15 protein-coding genes are annotated in these 17,062 nt (G+C 67.3%); 13 read left to right on the top strand and 2 right to left on the bottom strand.

Annotated features, from left to right (window positions below; genetic code table 11):
- Window positions 1-3 precede the first annotated feature (3 nt).
- From E3T40_RS07620 to dnaE, 9 genes are all read left to right on the top strand, one after another.
- Entirely contained in the window at window positions 4-1,053 is a 1,050-nt protein-coding gene (locus tag E3T40_RS07620) for an FtsQ-type POTRA domain-containing protein (RefSeq protein WP_134543047.1), read from the top strand.
- 141 nt (window positions 1,054-1,194) lie between these two features.
- The gene (gene ftsZ / locus E3T40_RS07615; protein ID WP_104171261.1) at window positions 1,195-2,379 is read left to right on the top strand and encodes a cell division protein FtsZ; all 1,185 of its coding nucleotides are present in this window, start codon (window positions 1,195-1,197) and stop codon (window positions 2,377-2,379) included.
- A 34-nt stretch (window positions 2,380-2,413) separates the two neighbouring features.
- A complete protein-coding gene (locus tag E3T40_RS07610; RefSeq protein WP_104194790.1) occupies window positions 2,414-3,109 on the top strand; it encodes a YggS family pyridoxal phosphate-dependent enzyme in 696 nt (231 codons plus the stop codon).
- A 35-nt stretch (window positions 3,110-3,144) separates the two neighbouring features.
- Window positions 3,145-3,711, top strand: coding sequence for a cell division protein SepF (locus E3T40_RS07605; protein WP_104194789.1), 567 nt, complete (start codon window positions 3,145-3,147; stop codon window positions 3,709-3,711).
- Between the two features lie 8 nt (window positions 3,712-3,719).
- Window positions 3,720-4,016 carry a YggT family protein gene (locus E3T40_RS07600; RefSeq protein WP_104194788.1) on the top strand — a complete coding sequence of 99 codons (297 nt, stop codon included), beginning with the start codon at window positions 3,720-3,722 and terminating at the stop codon, window positions 4,014-4,016.
- Window positions 4,017-4,160: 144 nt separating this feature from the next.
- Window positions 4,161-4,763, top strand: coding sequence for a DivIVA domain-containing protein (locus tag E3T40_RS07595; RefSeq protein WP_104099513.1), 603 nt, complete (start codon window positions 4,161-4,163; stop codon window positions 4,761-4,763).
- A complete protein-coding gene (gene lspA / locus E3T40_RS07590) occupies window positions 4,753-5,310 on the top strand; it encodes a signal peptidase II (RefSeq protein WP_369828375.1) in 558 nt (185 codons plus the stop codon). The genes E3T40_RS07595 and lspA overlap by 11 nt, the downstream gene beginning before the upstream one ends.
- 8 nt (window positions 5,311-5,318) lie before the next feature.
- Complete coding sequence (locus tag E3T40_RS07585) at window positions 5,319-6,239, top strand: RluA family pseudouridine synthase (RefSeq protein ID WP_104099511.1); 921 nt, start codon at window positions 5,319-5,321, stop codon at window positions 6,237-6,239.
- A gap of 107 nt (window positions 6,240-6,346) precedes the next feature.
- Window positions 6,347-9,814: a DNA polymerase III subunit alpha gene (gene dnaE, locus E3T40_RS07580; protein ID WP_104194852.1), complete on the top strand. Its 3,468-nt coding sequence runs from the start codon at window positions 6,347-6,349 to the stop codon at window positions 9,812-9,814.
- A 231-nt stretch (window positions 9,815-10,045) separates the two neighbouring features.
- Here the strand turns inward: dnaE and E3T40_RS07575 are convergent, their stop codons facing one another.
- Window positions 10,046-12,445, bottom strand: a complete 2,400-nt coding sequence (locus tag E3T40_RS07575) for an excinuclease ABC subunit UvrA (RefSeq protein ID WP_134543046.1) — start codon at window positions 12,443-12,445, stop codon at window positions 10,046-10,048.
- 310 nt (window positions 12,446-12,755) lie between these two features.
- On the opposite strand from E3T40_RS07575, the gene E3T40_RS07570 reads away from it, so the two are divergent.
- Complete coding sequence (locus E3T40_RS07570) at window positions 12,756-13,538, top strand: 1-acyl-sn-glycerol-3-phosphate acyltransferase (protein WP_104171256.1); 783 nt, start codon at window positions 12,756-12,758, stop codon at window positions 13,536-13,538.
- Here the strand turns inward: E3T40_RS07570 and E3T40_RS07565 are convergent.
- The gene (locus E3T40_RS07565; protein WP_104194784.1) at window positions 13,535-14,077 is read right to left on the bottom strand and encodes a flavin reductase family protein; all 543 of its coding nucleotides are present in this window, start codon (window positions 14,075-14,077) and stop codon (window positions 13,535-13,537) included. The two genes, E3T40_RS07570 and E3T40_RS07565, sit on opposite strands and share 4 nt — an antisense overlap.
- Before the next feature lie 72 nt (window positions 14,078-14,149).
- Between E3T40_RS07565 and hisD the strand changes: the two genes are divergently transcribed.
- Genes hisD through E3T40_RS07550 form a run of 3 tightly spaced genes read left to right on the top strand, consistent with a single transcriptional unit; the run spans window position 14,150 to window position 17,040 of the window.
- On the top strand, window positions 14,150-15,463 hold the full coding sequence (gene hisD, locus E3T40_RS07560) for a histidinol dehydrogenase (protein WP_104194783.1): 1,314 nt from the start codon (window positions 14,150-14,152) through the stop codon (window positions 15,461-15,463).
- Between the two features lie 12 nt (window positions 15,464-15,475).
- Window positions 15,476-15,994: a transcriptional regulator NrdR gene (gene nrdR / locus E3T40_RS07555; RefSeq protein ID WP_104171253.1), complete on the top strand. Its 519-nt coding sequence runs from the start codon at window positions 15,476-15,478 to the stop codon at window positions 15,992-15,994.
- An 8-nt stretch (window positions 15,995-16,002) separates the two neighbouring features.
- Window positions 16,003-17,040: a quinone-dependent dihydroorotate dehydrogenase gene (locus E3T40_RS07550; protein WP_104171252.1), complete on the top strand. Its 1,038-nt coding sequence runs from the start codon at window positions 16,003-16,005 to the stop codon at window positions 17,038-17,040.
- Window positions 17,041-17,062: the final 22 nt, after the last annotated feature.

The following is a 17,062-nucleotide window of genomic DNA, read 5'->3' as shown; positions in this document are numbered from 1 at the left end:
ATCATGAAGCGGCCCGAGGGCTACGACCGCCCGCCGGCAGGCGCTGAGCGGGCCGCCGGGCCGAAGACGACCGCCGCGAAGAGCGCCGGGGCGAAGCCTGCCGCAGCGAAGACAGCCCGTCCCAAGCCGGGAGGACGCCAGTCGAGCGGTCACAGCGACTACACGAACACCGAGCCGATCACGCTTCCCGCCGCCGACCCGATCGCACCCGTGTCCCGGCTGCTGGCGCCGGACTCTTCCCCTTCGTCCGCGCCCGCACCCACGGAGCCCCGCGACTCTGCGCTGACTCCGGCCGGGGCCAGACGCAAGCTCCGGGCCGCCCGTCGTGCCCGCAAACTCTATGAACGGGAGGAGGTGCGCCGCTTCACCTGGCGCTCCCGTCGGCGGCGCAACGTCTGGCTGGCGGCGCTCGGCACCCTGGCCGCGCTCGTCGCCTTCGTGCTCGTCGGCACCTTCTCGCCTCTGATGGCGCTTCACACCATTGAGGTCGTCGGGGCGAACCGGGTGCCCGCCGAGAAGATCCGATCGGCCCTCGACGACCAGTTGGGCACGCCGTTGCCGCTCGTGGACTTCGACGCGGTGAAAAAGGAGCTGTCCGCCTTCACCCTGATCCAGAGCTACGTCACCGAGAGCCGTCCGCCGAACACCCTTGTCGTGCGCGTCGTCGAGCGGGAGCCCGTCGGCGCCCTCGTGACCGAGTCCGGGTTCGACCTGGTCGACGCGGCCGGGGTAGTGATCCAGAGCAGCGCGGAGCGCCCCGCCGGGTACGCCACGATCGATGCGCGGGCCGGGGTCGGCAGTGCCGGCTTCCGGGCGGCGGCTGCCGTGATCGCGGCCCTGCCGGCAGACATCCGTTCCACCCTCGACACCGTCACCGCCGCCACCACGGACGACGTCACCCTCACGCTCGTGGGCGGCGCGCGCGTTGTGTGGGGGAGTGCGGAGAAGTCGGACTTCAAGGCGGTCGTGCTCGCGGCCCTGATCGTGAGCCACCCGGTCGGCAGCGTCGGCGAGTACGACGTGTCCTCCCCGGATAGCGCCGTTCTCCGCTGAGATGTTGGTTGGATCTTCGCGACACGCGGGCGCGCCTCCCCGAGCCTGTTCGGCTGGCGCATAACTTTCTAAGCAGGAATTGCATACTCAGCATAACTTTAAACTTCGACAAGAGGTTTAGGGTTCCACCGGAGGCCGGACGTGTCAACAACAAATCAGAACTACCTCGCAGTCATCAAGGTTGTTGGAATCGGTGGCGGCGGTGTCAACGCCGTCAACCGCATGATCGAGCTTGGCCTCCGCGGAGTCGAGTTCATCGCCATCAACACGGATGCCCAGGCGCTGCTGATGAGCGACGCCGACGTCAAACTCGACGTGGGCCGCGATCTCACCCGCGGCCTGGGCGCCGGCGCCGACCCTGAGGTCGGCCGCCGCGCCGCCGAGGATCACGCCGAAGAAATCGAAGAGGCTCTGGCCGGCGCGGACATGGTCTTCGTCACGGCCGGCGAGGGTGGTGGAACGGGCACCGGCGGTGCGCCGGTCGTCGCCCGCATCGCCAAGTCCATCGGCGCGCTCACCATCGGTGTCGTCACCAAACCCTTCGGCTTCGAGGGCAAGCGCCGCCAGGCTCAGGCCGAGGCCGGCGTCGCCTCCCTCAAGAACGAGGTCGACACCCTCATCGTCGTGCCGAACGACCGCCTGCTGGAGATCAGCGACCGCGGAATCAGCATGCTCGAGGCCTTCGCCACGGCTGACCAGGTGCTCCTGGCCGGCGTGCAGGGCATCACCGACCTGATCACCACCCCCGGTCTGATCAACCTCGACTTCGCCGACGTCAAGTCGGTCATGCAGGGTGCCGGCTCCGCGCTGATGGGTATCGGCTCGTCCCGCGGCGCGGACCGAGCCATCAAGGCGGCCGAACTCGCCGTTGCGTCCCCGCTGCTCGAGGCCTCGATCGACGGCGCCCATGGCGTGCTGCTCTCGATCCAGGGTGGCTCCAACCTCGGAATTTTCGAGATCAACGACGCCGCTCGCCTCGTGCAGGAAGCCGTGCACCCGGAAGCCAACATCATCTTCGGTGCCGTCATCGACGACACCCTGGGTGACGAGGTGCGGGTCACCGTCATCGCTGCCGGATTCGACGGCGGTGAGCCCGGTGCCAAGGCGGTCGAGGTGCGCCGCGCAGACCTGGTCGCCGCCGGTGTCGCGGTCGGCGCGGGTGTGGGCACGGCGGGCGCTGCGGCGGCCGGCGCGACCGACTCGGCTCCCTACACGGATGCCGCGGCCTCGTCGGTCTGGTCCGGCGTCGAGCCCGGTGCGGCAGTGGCCGACCCGGCCTTCGAGGAAGACCCGGACGACCTGGACATCCCGGACTTCCTCAAGTAGTGCCGCAGGCAGCGAGAGTGCCGATGGCAACCAGATGAGTGAGTCGGTCAGGCCCGGGGCCGGTGGCCTCGCGGAACGGTTGACCGCCGTTCAGGGTGGGATCGTCGCCGCGGCTGCCGCCGCCGGGCGCGACCCGGCGGAGCTCACGACGATCGTCGTGACCAAGTTCCAGCCTGTCTCGCTCCTCCAGGAACTTGCCGCCCTCGGCGTGCGCAACTTCGGGGAAAGCCGCCACCAGGAAGCCCAGGCCAAGGCCGCCGAGCTCCTCCAGCTCGACCTCACCTGGCATTTCGTGGGCCAAGTGCAGGGGAAGAAGGCCCGGCAGGTGCGGGCCTACGCCGACGTCATCCACTCCGTGGATCGAGCATCACTGGTCGATGCATTGGCGTCGGAGGATTCGGTCGTCGACTGCTTCGTGCAGGTGAACCTCACGGATGACCCGTCTCGCGGAGGAGTCGCTCCGGGGGAGCTGCCCAAGCTCGTAGAGCACGTGCTCTCCACGGCCGGGCTGCGGCTGATCGGGCTGATGGCGGTGGCCCCGCTCGGTGCCGAACCGCGCCCATCCTTCGCCCGGGTTCGCGAACTGGGCGAGCAGATTCAGCAGTTCGCGCCGAACGCGAAATCCTTGTCCATGGGCATGTCCCAGGACTACGCGGAGGCGATCATCGAAGGGGCGACACACCTTCGAATTGGCACAGCAATCACCGGGAATCGCCCGGTATCCGGTTAATCTGGACAAGAAGAATCACCAACACGGAGGTCGAGATGTCCAACCCGCTCAAGAAAACCATGGTTTACCTGGGTCTGGCAGACGAGGAACTCGAGTACGAGGCGCCCGCTGCTGCGCCCGCATCGACGGCCACTCACTCGACGGCGACCGGCGCTGCGGCATCGAAGTCCGCTGCTCCCCACTCCGCCCCGAATACCTCGCACGCCGCGTCGTCCGCGTCGTCGTCACACACCGCCGGCGCATCCGCCTCGGCCGGTCGCGCATCGGTGACACCGCTGCGCAAGACCTCCGCTCCGAAGAATGTGGCTGCCTCAGACATGAATGAAATCCTCACCGTCCACCCGCGTCAGTATAAGGACGCTCAGGTGATCGCGGAGTCCTTCCGCGATGGAATCCCGGTCATCATCAACCTGTCTCAGATGAGCGACGCCGATGCGCGCCGCCTGATCGACTTTGCCAGCGGACTGTCCCAGGGTCTGTACGGGAAGATCGAGCGCGTCACGGCGAAGGTCTTCCTGCTTTCCCCGTCCCACGTTGTCGTGTCCGGCGACAATGCCGCGGAGGACTCCGATGCCGAGACGTCCTTCTTCGCGCAGTCGTAGTTACCGCCGTGTTTGTCGTCAGCCTGATCGGTGCGATCGCCTACTACGCCCTCTTGCTCTACTTCTTCGTGATGTGGGGTCGGTTCATCATCGACCTCGTACGCAGTGTCAACCGGTCCTGGCGGCCGCAAGGCCCCCTGCTCGTCGTGATCGAGTTGGCCTATTCCCTGACCGACCCGCCGATCAAGTTCTTCCGCCGGCTCCTGCCGCCGCTTCGGGTCGGCCCGATCGCCTTCGACTTCGGCTGGAGCATCACCATGCTCTGCGTCATCGTCGGCATGTCGATCACCGGGCTCATGCGCTGACCGATACCTCGCGCCCCGGACTGGGCATGTATTCTTGTCCGACGGCGTGCCGGGCTGACGCGGTCCGACTACGCGTCGGACCTTGATAGCGTTGGTTGAACGCAAACACAATGTTCGCAACTCTAGTTTTAAGGGTGGAAAGCCATGGCGCTAACTCCGGAAGATGTAGTCAACAAGCGGTTCCAGTCGACTAAGTTCCGCGAAGGATACGATCAAGACGAGGTCGATGACTTCCTCGACGAGGTCGTCGTTGAACTTCGCCGACTGACTGCGGAGAACGAGGAGCTCAAGGCTCGCGTCAGCTCTGGCGGCGCAGCGGAGGTCGCACCGGCGCCCGAGGCCGTCGCTGAGCCCGTCGTGGCTCCCGCCGTCGTGGCCGCACCGGTTGTCGCCGGGCCCATCGACGAGACCGCCGGCACGACCAACCTTCTCCAGCTGGCTCGTCGCCTGCACGAGGAGCATGTCAAGGAGGGTGCCGAGAAGCGCGATGCACTTATCGCCGAAGGCCACGCCACCGCAGCCCGTCTCGTTGCCGAGGCCGAAGCCAAGCAGCGCGCGCAACTCAGCATCCTCGACCAGGAGCGCTCCGTCCTCGAGACCAAGATCGACGATCTGCGCACCTTCGAGCGCGAGTACCGCCAGAAGCTGAAGAGCTACATCGAGACCCAGCTGCGCGACCTCGACGCCACGTCGCCGGTCGAGTCGAGCAACGCTTCGAAGTCGAGCTTCCAGAGCTTTGGCGCCTAAGGTTCGAACGAAGAAGCGCCCCGGTGCGTTGATCCTCCTGGCCGTCGTAGCCCTGGGGATTTACGCTCTGGATCAGATCAGTAAGTACCTCATCGTCAGCAGACTGACCGAGGGTGACATCGTCCGGGTTCTAGGAGACGTGCTGCAAATGCACTTCGTCCGGAACCCGGGCGCTGCCTTTTCCCTGGCAGCCGGCATGACGTGGATCTTCTCGATCATCGCCGTGGCCGTGGTGGTGCTCATCGTCTGGTTCGCCGGGCGCATCCGCTCTTTGGCCTGGTCTGTCGTCTTCGGGCTCCTGCTCGGCGGCGTGCTCGGCAACCTGACCGACCGGCTGCTGAGGGAGCCGTCCTTCGGCCTCGGTCACGTGATCGACTTCATTTCCACGCCCTGGCTGATCCCCGCCATCTACAACGTGGCGGACATGGCGATCGTGTCGAGCATGATCATCTTCATGTACCTGACCATTCGCGGAATCGGCGTCGACGGTCGCCGCACCGGCGCCTCGGACCCGTCCGAATCCACCCCCACCCAGATAGCATCCTGATTCTCGCCATGGAAACACGCTCCCTTCCTCTTCCGGACGGACTCGCCGGAGTCCGCGTCGACGCCGGCATCGCCAAGCTCTTTGGCTTCTCGCGCAGCTTCGCGGCCGAAGTCTGCGAGGCCGGCGGAGTCACGTTGGACGGGGTCGTGGCCGGTAAATCCGACCGGTTGCACGGCGGTGCGTGGCTGGAGGTGTCCTGGCAGCCCAAGGAGGCCCTGGCGATCGTGCCCATCCCAGTGCCGGATCTCACGATCGTGCATGACGACGAGAGCATCGTGGTCATCAACAAGCCGTCCGGGGTTGCCGCGCATCCGAGTGTGGGCTGGACCGGTCCCACCGTGGTCGGCGCGCTCTCCGCGGCCGGCTACCGCATCGCCACCTCCGGGGCCAGCGAGCGGGCAGGGATCGTGCACCGCCTCGACGTGGGTACCAGCGGTCTGATGGTCGTCGCCAAGTCGGAGACCGCGTACACGGCGCTCAAGCGCGCCTTCCACGACCGCGAGGTCGAGAAGATCTACCACTCCGTCGTTCAGGGCCACCCCGATCCGAGCACGGGCACGATCGACGCGCCGATCGGGCGCCACCCGCGGTCGGACTGGAAGTTCGCGGTCATCGCCGGCGGCAAGGATTCCGTCACGCACTACGAGACGCTCGAGGCCTTCCCCTCGGCGTCACTGGTGGAGGTGCACCTGGAGACGGGGCGCACACATCAGATCCGGGTGCACATGGCCGCCCAGCGACATCCGTGCGTGGGTGACGCCATGTACGGCGCGGATCCCTCGATCACGGCGCGCCTCGGCCTGACCCGCCAGTGGCTGCACGCCAAGCAGCTGGCGTTCCACCACCCGGACACTCGGGAGTGGGTCACCTTCACCACCGACTACCCGGCCGACCTCGCGCACGCCCTCGACGTGCTGCGCGACGCCTGACGCGTAGCGCCCAATCCCAACACCTCGGAGCCGTTTTGTCCTCTCAGAATAAGCCGGGTGGATCGACAGATTCCTTCGTGCACCTGCACGTGCATAGCGAGTACTCGATGCTCGACGGCGCGGCGCGGGTCAAACCGCTGATCAACGCGGCCGTCGAGCAGGGAATGCCGGCGGTCGCCATCACCGACCACGGCAACGTGTTCGGTGCGTTCGATTTCTGGCGAACCGCGACCGAGGCCGGCATCAAGCCGATCATCGGCACCGAGGCGTACATCACCCCCGGAACCAACCGGCGGGACAAGACCCGGGTGCGCTGGGGCACCAGCGGTCAGAACCGTGACGACGTCGGTGGCGCCGGTTCGTACACGCACATGACGCTGCTCTCGGAGACTACGGCCGGTATGCACAATCTGTTCCGGCTGTCGTCCAAGGCCAGCCTGGAGGGGTACTACTTCAAGCCCCGGATGGACCGGGAACTGCTCGCCGAGTTCTCGGACGGGCTGATCGGCACGACCGGGTGCGTGGGCGGCGAAGTGCAGACCCGCCTGCGCCTCGGCCAGTACGACGAGGCGAAGAAGGCGGCCGGGGAATTCCAGGACATCTTCGGCAAGGAGAACTTCTTCTGCGAGATCATGGACCACGGCATCGACATCGAGCGCCGCACCATGACCGACCTGCTTAAACTCGCCGGCGAACTCAAACTGCCGCTCGTGGCCAGCAACGACCTGCACTACACCCACGCCCACGACGCGACCGCCCATGCGGCCCTGCTCTGCGTGCAGTCGGCCTCGACCCTCGACGACCCGAACCGCTTCAAGTTCGACTCGAACGAGTTCTACCTGAAGACCGCCGCGCAGATGCGGCATCTCTTCCGCGAGCACCCGGAATCCTGCGACAACACGCTGCTGATCGCCGAACGCTGCCAGGTGGAGTTCAACACTAAGGCCAACTACATGCCCCGGTTCCCCTGCCCGGAGGGGGAGAACGAGGAGAGCTGGTTCGTCAAGGAGAACGAGATCGGGCTGGCCAAGCGCTACCCGAACGGCATCCCGGACGATGTGCGCAAACGAGCCGACTACGAGATCGGCATCATCATCCAGATGGGCTTCCCCGGCTACTTCCTCGTCGTGGCCGACTTCATCATGTGGGCCAGACAGCAGGGCATCCGGGTAGGTCCCGGCCGTGGGTCGGGCGCCGGTTCGATGGTCGCCTACGCCATGGGCATCACCGACCTGGACCCGCTCGTGCACGGGCTGATCTTCGAGCGGTTCCTGAACCCTGACCGCGTCTCCATGCCCGACTTCGACGTGGACTTCGACGAGCGCCGCCGCGGCGAGGTCATCCACTACGTGACCGAGAAGTACGGCGAGGAGCGCGTCGCCCAGATCGTCACCTACGGCACGATCAAGGCCAAGCAGGCCCTCAAGGATGCGTCCCGGGTGCTCGGCTTCCCCTTCGGTATGGGAGACAAGCTCACCAAGGCCATGCCGCCGGCGATCATGGGCAAGGACGTGCCCCTGACCGGCATGTTCGACAAGGACCACGCGCGCTACCGCGAGGCCGCCGATTTCCGCGCCGTGATCGAGTCCGACCCCGAGGCCCGCACCGTCTTCGACACCGCCCTCGGCCTGGAGAACCTCAAGCGTCAGTGGGGCGTGCACGCCGCCGGGGTGATCATGAGCTCCGACCCGCTGATCGACATCATCCCGATCATGAAGCGTGAAGCGGATGGCCAGGTCGTCACCCAATTCGACTACCCGGCCTCTGAGGCCCTCGGCCTGATCAAGATGGACTTCCTGGGATTGCGCAACCTCACCATCATCGACGACACCCTCGACAACATCGCCGTGAACCGCGGGCACCGGCCCGTACTCGAAGAGTTGGGGCTCGAAGATCCGGCCGCCTACGAACTGCTCGCCCGTGGCGATACCCTCGGGGTGTTCCAACTCGACGGCGGGCCCATGCGGTCGCTGCTGCGCCTGATGAAACCCGACAATTTCGAAGACATCTCGGCCGTCATCGCGCTGTACCGGCCCGGCCCCATGGGTGCCAACTCACACACCAACTACGCGCTGCGGAAGACCGGCCAGCAGGAGATCATCCCGATCCACCCGGAGCTCGAGGAGGCGCTGGCCGACGTCATCGGCACCACCTACGGCCTGATCGTGTACCAGGAGCAGGTCATGTCGATCGCGCAGAAGCTGGCCGGGTTCTCCCTCGGCCAGGCCGATCTGCTGCGCCGCGCGATGGGCAAGAAGAAGAAGTCGGAGCTGGACAAGCAGTTCGAGGGCTTCTCCGGCGGCATGGTCGCCAACGGCTACTCCATGGAGGCGGTGAAAACCGTCTGGGACATTTTGCTGCCGTTCTCCGATTACGCATTCAACAAGGCGCACTCGGCCGCCTACGGGGTGCTCTCGTACTGGACCGCGTACCTCAAGGCGAAGTACCCGGCCGAGTACATGGCCGCGCTGCTGACCAGCGTCGGCGACTCCCGCGACAAGCTCGCGCTGTACCTGAACGAGTGCCGCCGGATGGGCATCCAGGTTCTGCCGCCCGACGTGAATGAATCGATCGGGTACTTCGCGGCCGTGGGCACGGACATCCGTTTCGGGCTCGGCGCGGTGCGCAACGTGGGATTCAACGTGGTCGACGCGATCCGCGCCGCCCGCACCGAGAAGGGCGCGTTCGAATCGTTCCACGACTTCCTGCGCAAGGTGCCGATCCCGGTGGCGAACAAGCGCACGGTCGAGTCCTTGATCAAGGCCGGCGCATTCGACTCGCTCGGCGCGACCCGCCGGGCCATGTTCGAGATCCACGAAGCCGCGGTCGAATCCGCCGTCAAGATCAAGCGCGACGAGCAGCACGGCATGGTCGGCTTCGACTTCGACAGCCTCTTCGACGACCCGCAAGAGAGCGAGCAGGTTCCCGACCGTCCCGAATGGAGCAAGAAGGAGAAGCTCGCGCTCGAACGCGACATGCTCGGGCTCTACGTCTCCGACCATCCGCTGGCCGGGCTCGAGCTCCCGCTGGCCAAGCACGCCAGCACGACCATCGTGGACCTGGTGGGATCGGAGCAGACGCAGGATGCCGACACCGTCACCATCGCCGGGCTGATCACCAGTGTGCAGCACCGGATCGCGAAGAAGTCGGGCAACCAATACGGCATCATCCAGGTCGAGGATTTCGGTGGGGAGATCGCCGTGATGTTCATGGGCAAGGCCTATCAGGAGTTCTCGTCCGACCTGGTCAGCGACTCCGTCGTGGTCGTGCGGGGCCGGGTGAGCCTGCGCGACGATGGCATGAACTTGCACGCGTACAGCATTTTCGCGCCCGAACTCGGCTTGGCCTCGGACACCGGCACGCTGACCGTCACGCTGGCGGAATCCCGGGCCACGACCGACACCGTGACGGCGCTGGGCGAAGTCATCACCCGCCACATCGGCAGCTCCGAGGTGCGGATCAAGCTGGTGAAGGGCCATACGGCGCGAGTGTTCGAGCTGCCCCATCATGTGAAGATCAGCGCCGACCTGTTCGGGGAGCTCAAGAGCCTGCTCGGGCCGAACTGCCTGACCTAAAAGAGCGAGACCTAGCCGACCGCTGGTGTCGCCCTCGGCAAGTCAGAGCTGACGGCACGCCGTGGACGCTGTTCCTCACCGGTGACGCGAAGTGCCCGGTGTTGAACCAATTCGACGGAGATTCTCGTGTGAAACCGCTTTCGCGGGGTGGAATGGGGCCGATTCGGCCAGAATCTCCGTCGAATTCGTCCGGGACAGACCTGACTGGCAGCACCGTGAGGTGCGCTGCCGTCAGGCTCTGCCGACGTAGGCCGCGAGGTGCTGGCCGGTGAGGGTGGAGCGGTCGGCGACCAGGTCGGCCGGTGAGCCCTCGAAGACGATCCGGCCGCCGTCGTGACCGGCGCCGGGTCCGAGGTCGATGATCCAGTCGGCATGAGCCATCACGGCCTGGTGATGCTCGACGACGATGACCGACTTGCCGGAGTCCACGATTCGGTCGAGCAGGCCGAGCAGCTGCTCGACGTCGGCGAGGTGGAGTCCGGTGGTCGGCTCGTCGAGCACGTAGACGCCGCCCTGCTCAGCCAGGTGGGTGGCCAGCTTGAGCCGCTGGCGCTCGCCCCCCGAGAGCGTCGTGAGCGGCTGGCCGAGGCTGAGATAGCCGAGCCCAACGTCGGCAAGCCCGCCCAGGATGGCGTGGGCGGCCGGCGTGCGCGCCGCACCGGCGCCGAAGAACTCCCGGGCCGCGGTCACCGACATCGCGAGCACCTCACTGATATCGCGGCCGCCGAGGCGGTACTCCAGCACGGATGCCTCGAACCGCTTCCCCGCGCAGACCTCGCAGGTGGTGGCGACGCCCGCCATCATGGCCAGGTCGGTGTAGACGACGCCGGCACCGTTGCAGTTGGGGCAGGCACCCTCGGAGTTGGAGCTGAACAGCGCGGGCTTCACGCCGTTGGCCTTCGCGAAGGCCTTTCGGATCGGGTCGAGCATTCCCGTGTACGTCGCCGGATTGCTTCTGCGGGAACCGCGGATGCCGCCCTGATCGATGGACACCACGCCGGCGCCGGCGGGGATCGACCCGTGCACGAGCGAGCTCTTTCCGGAGCCCGCGACCCCCGTCAGCACGACGAGCACGCCGAGGGGGATATCCACGTCCACATCCTTCAGGTTGTTCTTCGTCGCGCCGCGAATCTCCAGCGTGCCCGTGGGGGTGCGCACCGCGGGCTTGAGTGCCGCGCGATAGTCGAAGTGGCGGCCGGTGAGGGTGCCGCTGGTGCGGAGACCCTCCACGGTGCCCTCGAAGCAGACGGTGCCGCCCGCCGCACCGGCGCCTGGTCCGAGATCGACGACGTGGTCGGCGATCACGATCGTCTCCGGCTTATGCTCCACGACGAGCACCGTGTTGCCCTTGTCCCGCAGCTGCAGCAGCAGTGTGTTCATGCGCTCGATGTCATGGGGATGGAGCCCGATGGTGGGCTCGTCGAAGACGTAGGTGACGTCGGTGAGTGACGAGCCCAGGTGCCGGATCATCTTGGTGCGCTGGGCCTCCCCGCCTGACAAAGTACCGGCCGGCCGGTCGAGCGACAGGTAACCCAACCCGATCTCCACGAACGAGTCGAGGATCTGGCGCAACGCCTGCGTGAGCGGGGCCACCGACGGCTCACTCTGGCCGCGAACCCACCCGGCCAGGTCGCTGATCTGCCAGGAACAAGCGTCGGCGACGCTCACTCCGGAGATCTTCGACGAGCGAGCCGCCTCGCTGAGGCGGGTGCCGCCGCACTCGGGGCAGGTGGCGAACGTGACCGCACGCTCCACGAACGCGCGGATATGCGGCTGCAAAGCGGCGACATCCTTGGTCAGGAACGACTTCTGAATCTGCGGGATGAGGCCCTGATACGTCAGGTTGATCCCGTCGACCTTGATCTTGGTCGGCTCCTTGTAGAGCAGGTCGTCCAGTTCCTTCGTGCTGTACCGATGAATTGGCTTGTCCGGGTCGAACCAGCCGCAGCCGCGGAAGATGCGGCCGTACCAGCCGTCCATGGTGTAGCCCGGGATCGTGAGCGCGCCCTCGTTGAGCGACTTGGAATCGACGTATAGCGCGGAACGATCGATGTCGTTGACGGTGCCCATGCCCTCGCAGCGCGGGCACATGCCGCCGGTGATGCTGAAGCTGCGCCGCTCCTTCACGGTCTTCCCGCCGCGCTCGAGCGTGACCGCCCCGGCCCCACTGATCGAGGCGACGTTGAACGAGAACGCCTGGGGCGATCCGATGTGGGGCTGACCGAGCCGGCTGAAGAGGATGCGCAGCAGCGCGTTGGCGTCGGTGGCGGTCCCGACCGTGGAACGGGAGTTGGCCCTCATTCGCTCCTGGTCGACGATGATGGCCGTGGTCAGACCATCCAACACGTCCACCTCGGGGCGCGCCAGGTCCGGCATGAATCCCTGCACAAACGCACTGTAGGTCTCGTTGATCAGCCGCTGCGACTCGGCGGCGATCGTGCCGAACACCAGTGAGCTCTTGCCCGAGCCGGAAACGCCGGTGAACACCGTCAGCCGCCGCTTCGGGATGTCGAGGCTGACATCCCTGAGGTTGTTCACGCGCGCGCCCCGCACCCGGATCCGGTCGTGGCTGTCGGCCACGTGCGGCGCGGGCATGCTCGTGCTCGCGGCGCTGCTCAGGTCAGTGCTCATCGTGTCTCCCTCTGGTGGCCGGGCCGCCCACGTGGTCTCGGTGGTCGTCGCCTGGTCGAGTCAACCAGCTTCAAGGCCGGTTGCTGCGGTTCCGCCGTGGATGATTCCAGTGTCAGTGCGGTCGAGGCTGTGTGCAAGCTCCATAACCGACGACACAGACGGGGGTGGAAGTTCGCGGCGCAGGTTCTGGAGCCGGGCGAGCGTTAGAACGTGCGCCCACGTCCACGGGGTGCGCCGCGAGTGCGAGCCGGGTCCCGAAAGGCTCGTGGGACGGACGCGGAAACCCGCACGCAGGTCGTAGCCTTGAGGTATGAGCACAGGCACTCGGGAACCTCTGTACACCACGGCGATTCTGGCCGGGCGGGCCGTGTTCGGCCTGCTGCGGCTCAAGCCATCCGTGACCGGTCTGAAGAATCTTCCGGACACCGGGGGGGCGGTGCTGGCGATCACCCACTTCGGCTACATGGACTTCGCCCTGGTCGAGTGGATGCTGTGGCACAAGAACCGACGTCACATCCGTTTCATGGCCAAGAAGGGCGCGTTCGACCAGAAGCTCGTGGGCGTGCTGCTGCGCGGCATGCGTCATATCTCGGTCGACATGAAGGCAGGGGCGGAGGCTTACGGCCAAGCCGTGACCGCGCTGCGGGCGGGCGAACTGCTCGGCGTGTTCCCGGAAGGCGGCGTGAACGCCTCCTTCACCGTACGCGAGTTGAAGTCGGGTGCCATCCGGATGGCCGCCGAGGCCGGGGTCCCCGTGATCCCGATCGCGGTCTGGGGCGGGCACCGCGTGCTCACGAAGAACCACAAGCCGGCCCTGCGCGAGGTGTTCGACGTGCCCATCCGCTTCGCCGTCGGCGAGCCGTTCACGGTCGCGGCGGGGGAGGGCACGCAGCCGATGACGCTGGCACTCCACGACACACTGCAGGGTCTCGTCGACAAACTGCAGAAAGCCTATCCGGTGGACGGCGCCGGCCAGTGGTGGCAGCCGCGGCACCTGGGTGGCACCGCGCCCACACCGGAGGAGGCCGCCGTTGCCGAGGCCGAGCGGCGCCGGCGTCGCGACGAGGCCGGCGCAGCCCCGTCCAGAGGCTAGGCAGGGGCGCCGGGCACGCGGTAGGTGCGCTCGTAGTACAGCAGGGCCTCGTCGTTCTCGCCCATGCCGCCTTCCTCGATCTTCACGACCACGACGGCGCTGTTGTGCACCAGTGTGCGTTCGATGATTCGCCCGACCATCCACGAGGTGACGCCCTTCAGCACGGGCAGGCCGTGGGGTCCGGGCTGCCAGTGGTCGCCGACGAAGCGCTGGTTCGCGGGACCCGACATCACCTCGGCGACGGCACGATTGTGCGCCCCGAGGATGTGGATGACGACCCGGTCGCTCTCGGCGATCGCCGGCCAGGTGCTGGCTGACCGGGCCATGTTGAAGGTGGCCAGCGGCGGAACCGACGACAGCGACGCCAGCGAGGTGGCGGTGAATCCCACCGGGGCGCCGTCCGGGTGCAGCGCGGTGATCACCGCGACACCGGCGGCGTGACGCCGGAAGGAATGTTTGAAGGCGGCCAGGTCCAGCGGTGCATTGGGATCTTCGGCCAGCGGTACGGTGGCGGGCTGGGGTACTTCGGTGTCGCTCATGTGACTGAATCAATCTCCTCGCCATTGAGCCTATTCCCGGTGCACGGGAGTTGATGGCTAGGCTGGAACGCGATGATCCAGACTATTGACCTCCGAGGGACCCGGCCCACTCCGGCGGAATTGCTTGCAGCCGTCCCGCGTGCGCTCACCGACGTGACCGCGGCCAGCGACGTCGCAGCCGAATTAATCGACGATGTGCGGGCCAGAGGCGAGGATGCCCTCCGCGACCAGGCGGAACGCCTCGACCGGGTGCGTCCGTCCCATGTGCGGGTTCCCGCGTCCCACGTCACCGAGGCACTGGCCGGGCTCGACCCGACGGTGCGCACGGCCATCGAGGAGACCATCCGTCGCGTGCGCATCGCCAGCGCGGCCCAAGTGCCGCCGCAGGTGACCACCACGATCGCCGACGGCGCCACCATCACGCAGCGCTGGCAGCCGATCAACCGGGTCGGCCTGTACGTTCCCGGCGGCAAGGCCGTCTACCCGTCGAGCGTCGTGATGAACGTGGTTCCGGCTCAGATCGCCGGCGTCTCCTCGATCGCGCTGGCGTCGCCGCCGCAGAGCGACTTCGACGGACGCGTGCACCCCACCATCCTCGCCGTGGCGAGCCTGCTCGGCATCGACGAAATCTACGCCATGGGCGGGGCCGGCGCGGTCGGCGCCTTCGCCTACGGCGTTCCGGGGCTCGGCCTGGACCCGGTGCAGCTCGTCACCGGCCCCGGCAACGTCTATGTGGCCGCCGCCAAGCGGCTCGTGCGCGGGGTGACCGGCATCGACTCCGAGGCCGGCCCTACCGACATTCTGGTCATCGCGGATGAGACCGCCGACCCCCGCATCGTCGCGGCCGACCTGGTCAGCCAGGCCGAGCACGACGAGCTGGCCGCCGCCATGCTGGTCACCGATTCGGCTGAGCTCGCCGACGCCGTCGCTCTGCACCTGGTCGACCTGATGCAGAGCACGACCCACAGCATCCGTGTCACCGCGTCCCTGAACGGGCGCCAGTCGGGGATCGTGCTCGTGGACGACCTCAACGCCGCGGCCGCGTTCAGCAACGCGTTCGGTCCCGAGCACCTCGAGATCCAGACGAGCGACCCGGATACCGTGCTCGCGCTGATCGAGAACGCCGGCGCCATCTTCCTCGGCCCTCATTCGCCCGTGAGCCTCGGCGACTACGTGGCCGGCTCGAACCACGTGCTGCCGACGGGAGGCCAGGCCCGGTTCTCCTCCGGACTCGGCGCATACACCTTCCTGAGGCCCCAGCAGGTCGTCACGTACAGCCGGGAGGCACTGCGCGAGGTCGCGGACCACATCGCGGCCCTGTCCACGGCGGAGGCGCTGCCCGCGCACGGCGACGCCGTCACGGCCCGTTTCACGACGGCGCTGTAAGCTGGCCGCACGATGTTCTGCCCGTTCTGCCGCCACCCGGACTCCCGAGTCATCGACTCGCGCACGAGCGACGACGGACTTTCCATTCGCCGACGTCGACAATGCCCCGAATGCGGCCGGAGGTTCAGCACCACCGAGACCGCCAGCCTGAACATCGTCAAGCGCAGCGGGGTCGTCGAGCCGTTCAGCCGCGACAAGATCGTGGCCGGCGTGCGCAAGGCCTGCCAAGGTCGTCCGGTAACGGATTCCGACCTGGCCATGCTTGCCCAGCGGGTGGAGGAGACCATCCGGCAGACCGGCGCGTCGCAGGTGAAGGCGAACGAGGTCGGCCTCGCGATCCTGCCGCCGCTGCGCGAACTTGATGAGGTGGCCTATCTCCGCTTCGCGAGTGTCTACCAGGCATTCGATTCGCTCGAGGATTTCGAGACCGCGATCGCCCGGCTGCGCACCGAACACGGCTCCCGCACCGAACACGGCTCCCGCCCCGAGCAGGGCAGCGCCGCGGGCGCCGCACACCCGTCCGAGTCGTAGGCGGCACCGTGTACCCGCTGATCTTCTCGCTGTTCCTGACCCGCCTCGACCCCGAACGAGCCCACCACCTCGCCTTCACCGTGATCCGGGCGCTGCCCGCGTTCGGTGTCGGCCGGGTCGTGCACCGCTTCACGCGCCCGCGTACCGACCTCGGTGTCCAAACCCTGGGTCTGCGATTCCAGTCGCCGTTCGGCGTGGCCGCCGGCTTCGACAAAGACGGTGAAGCCGTGCTCGGGCTCGGCCAGCTCGGGTTCGGGCACGTGGAGGTCGGCACCATCACCGCCGTTCCTCAGCCCGGCAACCCGAAACCGCGCCTGTTCCGCCTGATCCCCGACCGCGCGGTCGTCAACCGGATGGGCTTCAACAACGCCGGTGCCCGCGCCGCCCGGGTGCGCCTCGCGCACGTTCGCTCCGCTGCCGGTCGCCCGGTCCTCGGCATCAACATCGGCAAGAGCCGCGTCACCGCGGTCGAGGACGCCACCGCCGACTACCTGGTCAGCGCCGCGCTGCTCGCGCCCCTGGCCGACTATCTCGTCGTGAACGTCAGCTCGCCCAACACGCCCGGGCTACGCGGACTGCAGGAACTCGACCGGCTCGCCCCGCTGCTTCGGGCGGTCAAGACCGAGGCCGGCGCCACGCCCCTGCTGGTAAAAATCGCCCCCGACCTCGCCGATGCTGAAGTGACCCGAATCTCCGAACTCGTGGTGGAGCTGGGTCTCGACGGCATCATCGCCACGAACACCACGACTTCCCGCGCCGGACTGAAAACGGATGCCGCGACCGTCGAGGCTGCCGGCGCCGGCGGTCTCTCCGGTGCCCCGCTCCAGGCGCGGTCCCTGGCCGTGCTGCGCGTGATCCGGGCCGCTGTGCCCCGCGAGCTGTGCGTGATCTCGGTCGGCGGCGTGGAGACCGCGGAACACGTGGCCGAGCGCCTCGCCGCGGGCGCGACGCTCGTTCAGGGCTACACCGGGTTCCTCTATCGAGGGCCGCTCTGGGCTCGCCAGATCAACCGTGGCCTCGACCGCATCCTCGCCGCAGAACTGTAGAGAACTGAGACAGGCCGTCGAG

This window comes from Cryobacterium sp. TMT1-19 (assembly GCF_004403055.1).
Taxonomy (GTDB): Bacteria; Actinomycetota; Actinomycetes; order Actinomycetales; family Microbacteriaceae; genus Cryobacterium; species Cryobacterium sandaracinum.
Note: the sequence above shows the minus strand (reverse complement) of the source record. Positions and strands in the feature narration are given on the sequence as shown.

Excerpts from the sequence above, each read along its gene's own strand:
- E3T40_RS07575 (WP_134543046.1), bottom strand. The coding sequence starts at position 12,445 with ATGAGCACTGACCTGAGCAGCGCCGCGAGCACGAGCATGCCCGCGCCG.
- E3T40_RS07565 (WP_104194784.1), bottom strand. The coding sequence starts at position 14,077 with ATGAGCGACACCGAAGTACCCCAGCCCGCCACCGTACCGCTGGCCGAA.
- E3T40_RS07605 (WP_104194789.1), top strand. The coding sequence starts at position 3,145 with ATGTCCAACCCGCTCAAGAAAACCATGGTTTACCTGGGTCTGGCAGAC.
- nrdR (WP_104171253.1), top strand. The coding sequence starts at position 15,476 with ATGTTCTGCCCGTTCTGCCGCCACCCGGACTCCCGAGTCATCGACTCG.
- E3T40_RS07610 (WP_104194790.1), top strand. The coding sequence starts at position 2,414 with ATGAGTGAGTCGGTCAGGCCCGGGGCCGGTGGCCTCGCGGAACGGTTG.
- E3T40_RS07585 (WP_104099511.1), top strand. The coding sequence starts at position 5,319 with ATGGAAACACGCTCCCTTCCTCTTCCGGACGGACTCGCCGGAGTCCGC.
- E3T40_RS07595 (WP_104099513.1), top strand. The coding sequence starts at position 4,161 with ATGGCGCTAACTCCGGAAGATGTAGTCAACAAGCGGTTCCAGTCGACT.
- dnaE (WP_104194852.1), top strand. The coding sequence starts at position 6,347 with ATGCTCGACGGCGCGGCGCGGGTCAAACCGCTGATCAACGCGGCCGTC.
- E3T40_RS07570 (WP_104171256.1), top strand. The coding sequence starts at position 12,756 with ATGAGCACAGGCACTCGGGAACCTCTGTACACCACGGCGATTCTGGCC.
- hisD (WP_104194783.1), top strand. The coding sequence starts at position 14,150 with ATGATCCAGACTATTGACCTCCGAGGGACCCGGCCCACTCCGGCGGAA.
- E3T40_RS07620 (WP_134543047.1), top strand. The coding sequence starts at position 4 with ATGAAGCGGCCCGAGGGCTACGACCGCCCGCCGGCAGGCGCTGAGCGG.